General features: G+C 74.7%; 10 protein-coding genes. 8 read left to right on the top strand and 2 right to left on the bottom strand.

Annotated elements, in window-relative coordinates:
• Nucleotides 1–7: 7 nt before the first annotated feature.
• Entirely contained in the window at nucleotides 8–688 is a 681-nt protein-coding gene (gene mtrA / locus MRBLMI1_RS08510; RefSeq protein WP_367729919.1) for an MtrAB system response regulator MtrA, read from the bottom strand.
• Nucleotides 689–848: 160 nt separating this feature from the next.
• Between mtrA and MRBLMI1_RS08505 the strand changes: the two genes are divergently transcribed.
• The 8 genes from MRBLMI1_RS08505 (at nucleotide 849) to MRBLMI1_RS08470 (ending at nucleotide 11,130) form a co-directional block, all read left to right on the top strand.
• Nucleotides 849–2,243 carry a glycerophosphoryl diester phosphodiesterase membrane domain-containing protein gene (locus MRBLMI1_RS08505; RefSeq protein WP_367729918.1) on the top strand — a complete coding sequence of 465 codons (1,395 nt, stop codon included), beginning with the start codon at nucleotides 849–851 and terminating at the stop codon, nucleotides 2,241–2,243.
• Nucleotides 2,240–2,911: a DUF4129 domain-containing protein gene (locus MRBLMI1_RS08500; RefSeq protein WP_367729917.1), complete on the top strand. Its 672-nt coding sequence runs from the start codon at nucleotides 2,240–2,242 to the stop codon at nucleotides 2,909–2,911. Before MRBLMI1_RS08505 ends, MRBLMI1_RS08500 begins: the two co-directional genes overlap by 4 nt.
• Nucleotides 2,908–4,089 (top strand): DUF4350 domain-containing protein, encoded by a 1,182-nt coding sequence (locus tag MRBLMI1_RS08495; protein ID WP_367729916.1) that lies wholly within the window; start codon nucleotides 2,908–2,910, stop codon nucleotides 4,087–4,089. Before MRBLMI1_RS08500 ends, MRBLMI1_RS08495 begins: the two co-directional genes overlap by 4 nt.
• Nucleotides 4,086–5,078 (top strand): AAA family ATPase, encoded by a 993-nt coding sequence (locus tag MRBLMI1_RS08490; RefSeq protein ID WP_367729915.1) that lies wholly within the window; start codon nucleotides 4,086–4,088, stop codon nucleotides 5,076–5,078. The genes MRBLMI1_RS08495 and MRBLMI1_RS08490 overlap by 4 nt, the downstream gene beginning before the upstream one ends.
• Entirely contained in the window at nucleotides 5,078–6,379 is a 1,302-nt protein-coding gene (locus tag MRBLMI1_RS08485) for a DUF58 domain-containing protein (protein WP_367729914.1), read from the top strand. Before MRBLMI1_RS08490 ends, MRBLMI1_RS08485 begins: the two co-directional genes overlap by 1 nt.
• Before the next feature lie 133 nt (nucleotides 6,380–6,512).
• Complete coding sequence (locus MRBLMI1_RS08480; RefSeq protein ID WP_367729913.1) at nucleotides 6,513–7,535, top strand: 3-oxoacyl-ACP synthase III; 1,023 nt, start codon at nucleotides 6,513–6,515, stop codon at nucleotides 7,533–7,535.
• Nucleotides 7,532–10,174, top strand: coding sequence for an alpha/beta fold hydrolase (locus MRBLMI1_RS08475; protein ID WP_367729912.1), 2,643 nt, complete (start codon nucleotides 7,532–7,534; stop codon nucleotides 10,172–10,174). Before MRBLMI1_RS08480 ends, MRBLMI1_RS08475 begins: the two co-directional genes overlap by 4 nt.
• Entirely contained in the window at nucleotides 10,171–11,130 is a 960-nt protein-coding gene (locus MRBLMI1_RS08470) for an NAD-dependent epimerase/dehydratase family protein (RefSeq protein WP_367729911.1), read from the top strand. The genes MRBLMI1_RS08475 and MRBLMI1_RS08470 overlap by 4 nt, the downstream gene beginning before the upstream one ends.
• A 135-nt stretch (nucleotides 11,131–11,265) precedes the next feature.
• Here MRBLMI1_RS08470 and katG read toward each other — a convergent pair whose 3' ends face one another.
• Nucleotides 11,266–13,524 (bottom strand): catalase/peroxidase HPI, encoded by a 2,259-nt coding sequence (katG, locus tag MRBLMI1_RS08465; RefSeq protein ID WP_367729910.1) that lies wholly within the window; start codon nucleotides 13,522–13,524, stop codon nucleotides 11,266–11,268.
• Nucleotides 13,525–13,535 lie beyond the last annotated feature (11 nt).

Raw genomic sequence — 13,535 nt, 5'->3', positions numbered from 1 at the left:
GTCGGCCTCAGGCCACCGCGCCGGCGCGGTAGCCGACCCCGCGCACCGTCGTCACGATCCGGGGGTTGTCGGGGTCGGCCTCGATCTTGGCGCGGAGGCGCTGCACGTGGACGTTCACCAGACGCGTGTCCGCCTTGTAGTGGTAGCCCCACACCTGCTCGAGCAGCATCTCGCGGGAGAACACCTGCTGGGGCTTCTCGGCGAGGGCGACGAGCAGCTCGAACTCCAGCGGGGTGAGCGCGATGGGCGCGTCCCCCCGGCGGACCTCGTGCGCGGCGACGTCCACGACGAGGTCGCCGATGCGCAGCGTCTCGTCGACAGGGGCCGGGGAGGGGCGCAGCCGCGTGCGGATGCGGGCGACGAGCTCCTTCGGGTTGAAGGGCTTGACCATGTAGTCATCCGCGCCGGACTCCAGGCCCTTCACGACGTCGGCGGTGTCGGTGCGGGCGGTGAGCATGATGATCGGGATGCCGGACTCGGCACGCACGCGCGTGCAGATCTCGATGCCGTCCACACCGGGCAGCATGAGGTCGAGGAGGATGAGGTCGGGACGCTCGGAGCGCCACGCGTCCACGGCCTGCGAGCCGTCCGCGCAGAAGATGGTGTCGAACCCCTCCGTGCGCAGCACGATGCCGATCATCTCGGCCAGAGCGGTGTCGTCGTCGACCACCAGGATCCGTGAAGTCATCGGGTCATCGTCTTCCATGTCTCACCCGCCGTGCAGCGGGGAACGCGTACCGGGTTTATACACGCGCCTTCGAGAGTAACGGACGTGGCGACGAGACAGCCGAGGGCGTCGGACGTGTATGACACGATGAACGGACCGCCGACGCACGAGGAGGCACGCCGTGACCGCGTACCCGGCCTGGACCCCGGCATCCCGTCCGGGCATCGTCCCGCTGCACCCCTACGGGTTCGGCACGATCCTGGGCCGCTCGTTCACCGCCCTGCGGCAGAACCCGCGCGTGCTCCTGGGCTTCGCCCTGGTCGTGCAGGCCGCGGGCTCGATCCTCACCATCCTCGGCACCGCGGCGGTCGCGTTCGCGACGTTCTCGCGCCTGGACACGGTCCGCGCGAACACCGACGAGTTCGAGGCGGTCTTCGCCGGCTCCGTCGCTCTCACCGCCCTGACCGGCATCGTCCTCTCGGTCGCCTCGGGCGTGCTGACGACGCTCGTCCAGGGGGTCGTGGTGGCCGAGGTCGCGCACGCGGTCGTCGCCGAGAAGGCGCCGCTGCGGACCGTCTGGCGCCGCGTGCGCCCGTCGGCCTGGCGGCTCATCGGCTGGGCGGCGCTGTCGGTGCTGGCGGTGGGGGTCGTCGTCGGCCTCGTCGCGCTCGTCTTCCTCGGCGCGGCGGTGGTCGGGCCCGGGTTCCTCCTGCTGCTCATCCCGCTCGTGCTGGCGCTCATCCCGCTCGGGCTGTGGCTGGCCGCCAAGCTCTTCCTCGTCCCGGCCGCGATCGTCCTGGAGGGCGCCGGTGTCTTCGGTGCCGTGGCCCGCTCCTGGCGTCTCACGCGAACGCGCTTCTGGCCCACTCTCGGCGTGATCGTCATCATCACCGTCGCCTTCGGGGCGATCGGCCAGGTGATCTCGGTCCCGCTGGGCTTCGCGTCGGGGATCGTCTCGAGCATCCTCTCCCCGTCCGGCGAGACGAACGTCACCGCCGTCGTCACCCTCCTCCTGACGCAGCTGCTCGGGCAGGTCCTCGTCACGCTGGTCCAGTGCATCGCCCTGGTGGTCCAGGCCACCGCGGCCGGACTGACCTACGTGGACGCGCGGATGCGGCGCGAGGGGCTCGATCAGGACCTCATCGCCTACGTCGAGGCCCGTGACGCCGGCGGCACGGGACTCCCCGACCCCTACCGGGCGGGCATCGGCCGGTCCGCGCCGGTCCGGCCGTCGCCGGGGGCCGCCACGCCCGTCGCGCCGGCCGCGTACCCGCCGCCCGCCATGGCCCCCTCCCCTCCGGCCGCGACGCCCTTCGCGCCGGGTGCTCCGGCTGCCACGCCCTTCGCGCCCGCAGCCGCCCCGGCCTATCCGCCGCCGACGGGACCCGCCGGCGTCCCGACGGCGCCCGCCGCCGCTCCCGCCACTCCTCCGCCGTCGGCCTTCCCGCCGCCGTCCGGCTCGCCCGTCGCGCCCGCCTCACCCCCGGCGCCCGGCCCGCCGTCCGCCGAGACGCCGCCCGCGCCCGCCCCGCCCGCCGCCACCCGCTGGGCTCCGCCCGGCGACGGCGCCTCGTGATCGTCCTCCACCGCGCCCTCTCCGCGGTGCCGCTGCTGCCCGACGGCGAGGAGGCCCGCGACTGGGCGGAGCGCGAGCTCGCCGACCCCGTCTACCGCGCCGCGGAGCCGACGTTCTTCGACCGAGCCTCCCGCGCCGTCGCCGACTTCTTCGCCCGCCTGTTCTCGCCGGAGGTACCCGACGGCTCCGGCTCGGTCGCCCTCATCGTCCTCGCCGTCGTGGTGATCGCGGCGGTCGTCGTGGGCATCCTCGTCTGGGGCGTCCCCCGCGCGACGGCGCGTTCGCGCAGCGTCGGCGACGCGCTGTTCGACGCGGCGGACGACGGCCGGAGCGCCGACGACCTCCGGCGCGAGGCCGCCGCCGCGGCGGCGCGCGCGGAGTGGGACGACGCGATCGTGCTCCGCTTCCGTGCCCTCGCGCGCGGCCTCGTCGAGCGCGGGATCGTGGAGACGGCGCCCGGCGCGACGGCACGGGCGTTCGCACGCGAGACGGCGCGCGCCCTCCCCGCCCTCGACCCGGCCGTCGGCGAGGGGGCCGCGGTCTTCGACGACGTCCGCTACCTCCGACGCCCGGGCACCGCCGAGCGCTACCAGCAGGTCGCCGCCCTCGACGCGGCGGCCGTGGCCGCGCGCCCCCGGATCCCGGATGCCACCGGAGCGCTCCCGTGACCGGCCTCGCGCCGGCGCCGGCCGCTGCTCCCCCGCGACGGTCGCGCAGGGTGCTCGGATGGGCGTCGTTCGTCGTCGCCCTCGTCCTCTTCGCGCTCGTCGGTGCGAGCCTGCTCCCCGAGGAGTGGAGCGCACGGCAGCCCCTCGACCCCGAGTCGGCCGGCACGGACGGGACGCGCGCCCTGGTCCAGGTCCTGCGCGCGCAGGGCGTCGAGGTGACGATCGCCCGGAGCCGCGACGAGGCGCAGGCCGCCCTGGCCGGAGGCGACGCCACGCTCGTCATGCCCGCGGCATCCATGCTCTCGCTCGACGCGATCGACGGGCTCACCGCGTCGGCGCGGGACGTCGTCCTCATCGAACCGCGGTCGCGCCTGCTCGACGCCCTCGTCGCGGGCTCCTCGCTCGGCGGCGTGACGGACGGGGAGGCGGTGGCGCCGTCGTGCGACCTGCCGGTCGCGCGGGCCGCGGGGCCCGCCGGCACGGGCGAGCTGCTGCTGCCGGGCGACGGCGTGCGCGCCTGCTACCCGCAGGCCGACGGGTTCGGCCTGCTGGTCGCCGAGATGGACGACGGTCGCACCGTGGCCGCCGTCGACGGTCTCGCGACGATGACGAACGACCGTCTCGCCGCGGACGGCAACGCCGCCCTGGCGATCGGGCTGCTCGGCCGCAACGCGGAGGTGGTCTGGTACGTCCCCGCCCTGACCGACGCGGACGCCACCGGCGAGCCGCCGACGCTCGGCGATCTGACCCCGCCGTGGGTGACGCCCGCGATCGTCCTGCTCATCGTGGCGACCGCGGCGGCGGCCGTCTGGCGCGGGCGGCGGTTCGGCCCCCTCGTGAAGGAGCGTCTGCCGGTCATGGTGCGGGCGGGCGAGACCACCGAGGGCCGCGCCCGTCTCTACGCCGCCTCCGGGGACGCCGCGCACGCCCTCGCCGAGCTCCGCCGCGCCGCGCGCACCCGCCTCGCCCGCTCGCTCGGACTCGCGGCGAGCGCCCCGCCCGAGCGCGTCGTCGACGCCGTGGCCGAGCGCCTCGGAGCCGACCGCGCGGTCGTCCGCGGCATCCTCCTCGACACCCAGCCCCGCAACGATCGCGAGCTGGTCCACGCGAGCGACCGCTTACGAGACCTGGAGGCCAGCGTCCACGCCGCCCTCCGTACGGAAAGGAACGCCCGATGACCGACACCACCGCCGGGACCCCCGCCGCTCCCGCCGACGACGCCGCGCTCCGCGAGGCCATGCACCGGGTGCGGCTCGAGGTGGGCAAGGCCGTCGTGGGACAGGACGGGACGATCACCGGCCTGCTCATCGCGCTCCTGTCGCGCGGCCACGTCCTGCTGGAGGGCGTGCCGGGCGTGGCCAAGACCCTCCTCGTGCGCTCCTTCAGCCGCGCGCTCGGCCTCGACACCCGCCGCATCCAGTTCACCCCCGACCTCATGCCGGGCGACGTGTCCGGCTCGCTCGTCTACGACGCCCGCACCGGCGAGTTCGAGTTCCGGGCGGGCCCCGTCTTCACCCACGTGCTGCTCGCCGACGAGATCAACCGCACCCCGCCCAAGACGCAGTCCGCGCTGCTCGAAGCGATGGAGGAGCGGCAGGTGTCGTCCGACGGCGTGACGCGTCCCCTCCCGGACCCGTTCCTCGTCGCCGCGACGCAGAACCCCGTCGAGCACGAGGGCACGTACACGCTGCCCGAGGCGCAGCTGGACCGCTTCCTGCTCAAGCTCACGGTCGACCTGCCCGGACGCGACGCCGAGGTCGACGTGCTGCGCCGCCACGCCGGCGGCTTCGACCCGCGACGCCTCGACGCCGCCGGGATCGCGGCCGTCGTGAGCGCCGACGACATCCTCGCCGCGCAGCGGGCGGCCGCCGCCGTGGCCGTGACCGACGACGTGCTCGGCTACGTGGTGGACCTCGCGCGCGCCACCCGCCAGAGCCCGTCGGTGCAGCTGGGCGTGAGCCCCCGTGCCTCGACCGGGCTGCTCGCCGCCGCGAAGGCGTGGGCGTGGCTCGGCGGATACCCCGCGATCACCCCCGACCACGTGCAGACGATGGTCGTGCCGGCATGGCGCCACCGCATCCGGCTGCGTCCCGAGGCGGAGATCGAGGGGGTCTCGGTGGATGCCATCCTGACCTCGGTCCTGCAGCAGACCCGCGTCCCGCTCTGATGTTCGTCACGGGTCGTCTGGCGCTGCTCCTGGCCGCGGGGGTGGTGCCGCTGGTACTGCTCAGCGCGGCGGGGGTGCCGCCGTGGGCGTTCGTCGGCGCGTGGGTGCTCCTCTGCGCGGCGCTGACCGCGTTCGACGTCGTCGCCGCCGCCGATGCCCGCGCCGTCGAGGTCACCCGGCGCCTGCCGGAACGGGTGCTGCGCGACGAGGCCGTCGCCGGCGAGCTCCGGGTGCGCAACCTCGGCCGCCGGACCCTCCGCGCGGTGATCCGGGACGCGTGGCAGCCCACGGCCGGCGCGCCCGCGGCGCGCCTGCGGATGACGGTCCCGCCCGGCGAGCGCCGGGGCGCCCCGCTGCCGCTGCGCCCCCGCCGACGTGGCGAGCTGCGCAGCGACTTCGTCGTCATCCGCGCGGCCGGCCCGCTCCGCCTCGCCGGGCGCCAGGCCCGTGTCGACGCGCCCGCCCGTCTGCGCGTGCTGCCGCCGTTCACCTCGCGTCGGCACCTCGCCTCGCGCGTCGCCCGACTGCGCGAGCTCGACGGCAACACGAGCCTGCAGGTGCGCGGGCAGGGCACCGAGTTCGACAGCCTGCGGGAGTACGTCCGCGGCGACGACGTCCGCTCGATCGACTGGCGCGCCACCGCACGGGCGGGCACGACCATGCTCCGCACGTGGCGTCCCGAGCGCGACCGGCACGTCGTCGTCGTCATCGACACCGGGCGCACCTCCGCGGCCCGCGTCGGCGACGGGGCGCGACTGGATGCCGCCCTGGAGGCGACCCTCCTGCTGTCCGCGCTCGCGACGCGCGCCGGCGACCACGTGCACCTCGTGATGTTCGACCGGATCGCCCGCGCCCGCGTCACCCGCGTGGACGGCGCGCAGCTCCTGCCGGCGCTCGTCGACGCCATGGCTCCGGTGGAGCCGCAGCTCATCGACACGGACTGGGATGCCGCCCTCGCGCAGGTGCGGGGGCTCGCGGTCCGCCCGTCGCTCGTGGTGCTGCTCACCGCGCACGATGATCCCGAGGCGGCGCGCGGCTTCCTCGCCGCGCTGCCCGCGGTGGCCCGGCGCTCCCGCCTGCTCGTGGCGACGGCCACCGACTCCCCCGGCGACGAGCCCGACCGCACGGACGCGCAGGCCGTGTACGCCGCCGCCGCGGTCGAGCGCGCGCGGCACGACGCGGAGCGCGTGCGCGACGCCGTCGTGCGCGCGGGCGGCGACGCGGTGACGGCGTCGGCCGAGGACCTTCCGCCGCTCGTCGCCGACCGGTACCTCGCCCTGAAGGCCGCCGGGCGGCTCTGACGCGTATCACACCGACCCCCTATGCGCCGGTCGACATACGACGCGGCTTATCCTGGGGGGTACCCTTCGAGCCGTCCGCGCGTCCCCTCCGTGCCCGGGCTGCCCCGTCTACGCACAGGATGCGGGAGATCTCTTGCCAGGAAACGCCACGACCCGCTTCGACGATGTGGCCCTCGTATCGGTGGCGAGCGTCCTGCCCAGCCGTGTGACGACCTCCGACGACATCGAGGACCGTCTCGCGCCGGCCCTCCACCGCCTGCGCCTCAAGCCGGGGCTCCTGCGCCGCGTCGCGGGCGTCAACGAGCGCCGCAACTGGGCGGAGGGCGAGTCCTCGGACGAGGCCACCATCGCCGCCGGTAAGGAGGCCCTCGCCCAGGCCGGGGTGGATCCGTCCCAGATCGGCCTCATCATCAACACGTCCGTGACGCGCAAGCACCTGGAGCCCTCGGTGGCGGTGCGCCTCCACCACGGCCTCGGGCTGCCGAGTTCGGCGGTCAACTTCGATGTCGCCAACGCCTGCCTGGGCTTCATCAACGGCATGAGCCTGGCGGCCGGGATGATCCAGTCCGGCCAGATCCGCTACGCGCTCATCGTCAACGGCGAGGACGCGGACGAGATCCAGGTCAACACCATCAACCGGCTCGTCCGCGAGGACCTCGACCGCGACGCCTTCATGCAGGAGTTCGCCTCGCTCACCCTCGGCTCGGGCGCGGCCGCCGCCGTCCTGGGCCGCGCGAGCGACCACCCCGACGGCCACCGCATCGTCGGCGGCGTCACGCGGGCGGCGACCGAGTTCTACGACCTGTGCGTCGGCAGCGTCGACGGCATGTTCACCGATGCCAAGGCCCTGCTGAAGGGCGGGCTCGACCTCGTCGTCTCCGCCTGGAAGGAGGCGAAGGACGAGTTCTCGTGGACGGGCATGGACCGCTACGTCACCCACCAGGTGTCGTCGGTGCACACCTCCGCCATCGTGCGCGCGGCCAAGCTCGACCGCAGCCGGGTGCCGGTGACCTACCCCCACCTCGGCAACGTCGGTCCGGCATCCATCCCCATCACCCTCGTCGACGAGCAGAAGACCCTGCGCCGCGGCGACCGCGTCCTGCTGATGGGAGTCGGGTCCGGCCTCAACACGGGGATGCTGGAGCTGGCCTGGTGACGGTGACCGGTCGGGCCGCGACGCTCCCCCCGGCGGGCCTGCCCGGGCTCGACCCCGCGCTGTCGCGGCTCGTCGACGTCCCCGGTGCCGGCGCCGACTCCGGCACCACCCGGCGCTGGCACGTCCTCGACACCGGCCCCGCTCTCGCCGCCCGCGGCGTCCAGCCGGTCGGCACGATCGTCGCCGTCCACGGCAACCCGACCTGGTCGTACCTCTGGCGCTCGTTGGTCGCGCAGTCGCTCGACCGCGCGGACGCCGGTCCCGCGTGGCGTGTCGTCGCCGTCGACCAGCTCGAGATGGGCTTCTCGGAGCGGACCGACGTGCGGCGCACCCTGGCCCAGCGCATCGCCGACCTCGGCGCGCTCGTCGAGGCGTGCGGCATCCCGGGTCCGATCGTGACCATCGGGCACGACTGGGGCGGTCCCGTCTCGCTCGGCTGGGCCGTGGAGAACCGGGAACGCCTGGCCGCCGTCATCGCGCTGAACACCGCGGTGCACCATCCCGAGGACGCGCCGCTGCCCTTCGCGCTGCGCGTCGCGACCGCGCGGGGCGTGCTCGCGCACGGCACGACCACGACGACGGCGTTCCTGGACACCACCCTCGCCCTGGCGGACCTCGACCCCGCCGTGCGGGCGGCCTTCCGCTCCCCGTACGCCACCGTCGCCCGGCGCGGCGGCATCGGCGGGTTCGTCGCCGACATCCCGGCCACGGCGGACGACGAGAGCACCCCCGCCCTGCGCCGGATGTCGTCGGGCCTGCGCGAGCTCACGGTGCCTGCGCTGCTCCTGCGCGGACCGAAGGACCCCGTTTTCGGCGAGGGCCACCTCGACGACCTCGCCGAGCGCCTGCCGCACGCCGACGTGCACCGCTTCGAGGGGGCCGGGCACCTGATCGCGGAGGAGCGCCCGTACGCCGAGGCCGTCCTCGACTGGCTGGCCGAGAAGGTCGAGCCGGGGAGGGATGCCACCGGCCCGGCGCCGACGCCCCCGTCGACGGACGCCGACGCCGACACGGCCGCCCGGCTGTGGGACGCGCTGCACGCCCGCCGCGACGACGACGACACCGCCGTGATCGACATGAGCACCGCCCGCGACGGGGAACCGCTGCGGGTGAGCTGGCGGCAGCTGGCCGCCCGCGTCGAGGAGATCGCCGCGGGACTGGACGCGTTCGGCGTCCGTCGCGGCGACCGCGTCTCGCTCCTCGTGCCGCCCGGGCCGACCCTCACCGCCGCGCTCTACGCGTGTCTGCGCATCGGAGCCGTCGTGGTCGTGGCCGACCGGGGTCTCGGCATCCGGGGCCTGTCCCGCGCGGTCCGCGGCGCCGTCCCCGACATCGTGATCGGCGAGACCGCCGGCCTCGCCGCCGCGCGGGCGCTCGGCTGGCCGGGCCGGCGCATCTCGGCCGCGGCCCTGCCCGCGCCGACCGCGCGCGCGCTCGGCGTCGACACGAGCCTCGCCGACCTCGCCCGCGCCGGCCGTGGCCGTGCTCTGCCGCCCGCCCCGCCCGCGGAGGCCGAGGCGGCGGTGCTGTTCACCTCCGGCTCGACCGGTCCGGCGAAGGGCGTCGTCTACACGCACGCCCAGCTGGTCGCGCTCCGGGACGCCCTCGCCGCGCACTTCGACGTGACCGCCGACACGGGACTGGTCACCGGGTTCGCTCCCTTCGCCCTGCTCGGACCGGCGCTCGGCACGCGCTCGGCCACCCCCGACATGGACGTGTCCGCGCCCCGGACGCTGACCGCCGCGGCCGTGGCGTCCGCCGTCCGCGCCTCGGACGCGCGGATCGTGTTCCTCTCCCCCGCCGCGGTGCGCAACGTCGTCGCCACGGCCGACGCCCTCGGTGACGAGGACCGCGCGGCACTCGCGCGCGTGCGGACGTTCCTGTCCACCGGGGCGCCCGTCGCCGTCGACCTCTTGCGGCGGGCGCAGGCGCTCATGCCGAACGCCGTCGCCCACACCCCGTACGGCATGACCGAGTGCCTGCTCGTCGCGGACGTGACCCTGCCCGAGATCGAGCGCGCCGCCGAGACGGGCGACCGCGGGGTGTGCGTCGGGCGCCCCGTCGGCCACGGCCGCGTCCGCATCTCGGCGCTGGACGCGGACGGGCGTGCGACCGGCACTCCGGACACCGTCGCCGGCGTCTCGGGCGAGGTCGTCATCTCGGCGCCGCACCTGAAGCGGGGATACTTCCGGCTGTATCTCACGGACCGCGAGGCCCGTCGCGACGTCGGCGAGCGCTGGCACCGCACCGGCGACGTCGGCCACCTCGACGCCGACGGCCGGCTGTGGATCGAGGGCCGGATGCCGCACGTCATCGCCACCGCCGCCGGCCCCGTGACGCCCGTCGGAATCGAGCAGGACGTCGAGTCCGTCCCCGGCGTCGGACGGGCCGCGGTGGTCGGGGTCGGACCGCGGGGCGCGCAGGTCGTCGTCGCCGTGGTCGAGACCGCCCCGGGCGCGCGGCGTCCCGGACTGGCATCCCCGGATCTGACGGCCGCCGTCCGCGCCGCGACGTCGCAGCAGCTCGCCGCGGTGCTCGTGGTCACGACGCTGCCGACGGACATCCGCCACAACTCCAAGATCGACCGCACCCGCGTCGGCGAGTGGGCCGCGCGGGTGCTCGCCGGCGAGAAGCCGTGAAGGTCCTCGCCACCGGGGCGTCCGGCTTCCTGGGCCGCGCCGTGGTCCGGGCCCTGCAAAGCGCCGGGCACGAGGTCCGCACTCTGCAGCGCCGGCCGTCCGGGGTGGCGGGTGCGGAGGACCGGCGCGGATCGGTGACGGATGCCGCCGTCGTGGCGGCCGCTCTCGACGGCGTCGACGGTGTGGTCCACCTCGCCGCGAAGGTCTCGCTCGCCGGCGACCCCGCGCAGTTCCGGGCGGTCAACGTGGAGGGCACGCGGACGCTGCTCGACGCCGCGTCGGCGGCCGGGGTGTCCCGGGTCGTGCACGTGTCGTCGCCGTCGGTGGCGCACGCCGGTCATGCGCTGGCGGGAGTGGGCGCCGAGCCGGCCGACCCCGCCGCGGCCTCGGGCGAGTACGCCCGCACCAAGGCCGAGGCCGAGCTGCTCGCCCTCGGCCGTGCGGGCGACGGACTCTCGCTCGTGGCGATCCGCCCGCATCTCGTCTGGGGACCGGGTGACACCCAGCTCATCGCGCGCATCGTCGCCCGCGCCCGGCGCGGGACGCTGCCGCTGCTGAACGGCGGGACAGCCCTCATCGACTCGACCTACGTGGACAACGCCGCCTCCGGCATCGTCGCCGCCCTGGACCGCGTCGACGACGTGAGCGGCCGGGCCTACGTGCTGACGAACGGGGAGCCGCGCCCGGTGGGCGACCTGCTCGCCGGTATCTGCCTCGCCTCGGGTGTACGGCCGCCGCGGTTCAGCGTGCCGGCCGGACTGGCCCGCGCGGCGGGCGCCCTCGTCGAGCGGGTGTGGGCCGTGCGCCCCGGCGAGGACGAGCCGCCGATGACCCGCTTCCTCGCCGAGCAGCTGTCCACCGCCCACTGGTTCGACCAGACGGAGATCCGCCGCGATCTGCGCTGGACGCCCGCCGTCTCGCTCGACGAGGGCCTGCGCCGCCTCTCCCGCGCCTGACTCGGCGGCATCCCCTCTCTGCATGTCCCACTCTGTGCAGAAATCAGCCCCCTGACCTGCACGAAGTGGGACACCCACTCCCGGGAACGGCGGAAGGCCCGCCCCCGCGAGGGGACGGGCCTTCCGGACAGGGGCTCAGACCAGGTCGAAGCGGTCCAGCTCGGTGACCTTGCGCCAGGCGGCGACGAAGTCGCGGACGAACTTCTCCTTGGCGTCGTCGGAGGCGTAGACCTCGGCGAGCGCGCGCAGCTCGGAGTTCGACGAGAACACCAGGTCGACGCGGGTGCCGATGCCGACCTTCTCGCCCGAGCCGTCCTTCGTGCCCTGGAAGGCGTGCTTGCCGCTGTCGAGCGGCTTCCACGTCGTGCCGAGGTCGAGGAGGTTCGCGAAGACGTCGTTCGTCAGCGCGCCCGGGGTGTCGGTGAAGACGCCCCAGTCGCTGCCGTCCCAGTTCGCGCCGATCGCGCGGAGGCCGCCGACGAGCACGGTCATCTCGGGCGCGGTGAGCGTGAGCAGGTTGGCCTTGTCGAGCAGCAGGAACTCCGCGGGCAGGCGCGCCTCGCGCGAGGCGTAGTTGCGGAAGCCGTCGGCGATCGGCTCGAGCCAGCGGAACGACTCGATCTCGGTCTGCTCCTGCGACGCGTCGGTGCGGCCCGGGGTGAAGGGCACCTCGACCTCGACGCCGCCGGCGAGCGCGGCCTGCTCCACCCCGGCGTTGCCGGCGAGCACGAGCAGGTCGGCGATCGAGACCTTCTTGCCGTCCGCGGCCTGCGCGTCGAACTCGGCCTTGATCCGCTCGAGGACCTCGAGGACGGATGCCAGCTGCTCGGGGTTGTTGACCGTCCAGCTCTTCTGCGGCTCGAGGCGGATGCGCGCGCCGTTCACGCCACCGCGCTTGTCGCTGCCGCGGAAGGTCGAGGCGGCGGCCCAGGTGGTGGTGACGAGCTGCTGCACCGACAGGCCGCTGTCGAGGATCTGCTGCTTGAGGGCAGCGGCATCCGTCGCATCGATCAGTGCGTGGTCGACGGCGGGCACGGGGTCCTGCCACACGAGCACCTCGGAGGGGACCTCGGAGCCGAGGTAGCGCTCGCGCGGGCCCATGTCGCGGTGGGTCAGCTTGAACCAGGCGCGGGCGAACGCGTCCTGGAAGGCCGCCGGGTCCTCGGCGAAGCGGCGCGAGATCTTCTCGTAGGCCGGGTCGACGCGCAGGGCGAGGTCGCTCGTGAGCATGCGGGGCTCACGGCGGCCGTCCGAGTGCGCCTCGGGGACCATGTCCGCTCCGCCGCCGTTCACGGGGCGCCACTGGTGCGCGCCCGCGGGGCTCTGGAACAGCTCCCACTCGTAGGCGAAGAGGATGTGGAAGAACTCGTTGTCCCAGCGGGTCGGGTGGTAGGTCCAGGTGACCTCGAGGCCGCTGGTGATGGTGTCGTCGCCCTTGCCCGTGCCGTGGCTGTTCTTCCAGCCCAGGCCCTGGTCGTTGATGTCGGCGGCCTCGGGGTTGACGCCCACGTGCGAGTCGCTCGCCGCGCCGTGCGTCTTGCCGAAGGTGTGTCCGCCGGCGATGAGGGCGACGGTCTCCTCGTCGTTCATGGCCATGCGGCCGAACGTCTCGCGGATGTCGTGCGCGGACAGCTGCGGGTCGGGGTTGCCGTTGGGGCCCTCGGGGTTGACGTAGATGAGGCCCATCTGCACCGCGGCGAGGGGACGCTCGAGCTCGCGGTTGCCCGTGTAGCGCTCGTCGCCGAGCCACGTGGTCTCGGGACCCCAGTACACGTCGTCGTCGGGCTCCCACTGGTCGGTGCGGCCGCCGGCGAAGCCGAAGGTCGGGAAGCCCATGTCCTCGAGCGCGACGTTCCCGGCGAGGATCATGAGGTCGGCCCACGAGATCGACTGGCCGTACTTCTTCTTGATCGGCCAGAGCAGACGGCGCGCCTTGTCGAGGTTGACGTTGTCGGGCCAGCTGTTCAGCGGAGCGAAGCGCTGCATGCCCGCGCCCGAGCCGCCGCGACCGTCGGTCACGCGGTAGGTGCCGGCGCTGTGCCAGGCCATGCGGATCATGAGGGGGCCGTAGTGGCCGAAGTCGGCGGGCCACCAGTCCTGCGAGGTCGTCATGACCTGCTGGATGTCGCTCTTGACGGCGGCGAGGTCGAGCGCCTCGAAGGCCGCCTTGTAGTCGAAGCCCTCGTCGAGCGGATCGCGGGAGGCGTTGTTCTTCGCGAGGATCTTGACGTTCAGGCTCTCGGGCCACCACACGCGGTTGGCGGATCCCTGGGTCGGGTGCGGCAGGGCACCGACGGGCTCGCTGTCGGCGGGGGCTTCGCCCACCGGCAGCCGGTTGTCGTCGGGGGCGCCTCCGTCGTGGAAGACGGGGCATCCGTTCAGCGTGTCGCTCATCGGAATCCTCT

It is taken from the genome of Microbacterium sp. LMI1-1-1.1 (assembly GCF_040815675.1).
Classification (GTDB): Bacteria; Actinomycetota; Actinomycetes; order Actinomycetales; family Microbacteriaceae; genus Microbacterium.
Note: the sequence above shows the minus strand (reverse complement) of the source record. Positions and strands in the feature narration are given on the sequence as shown.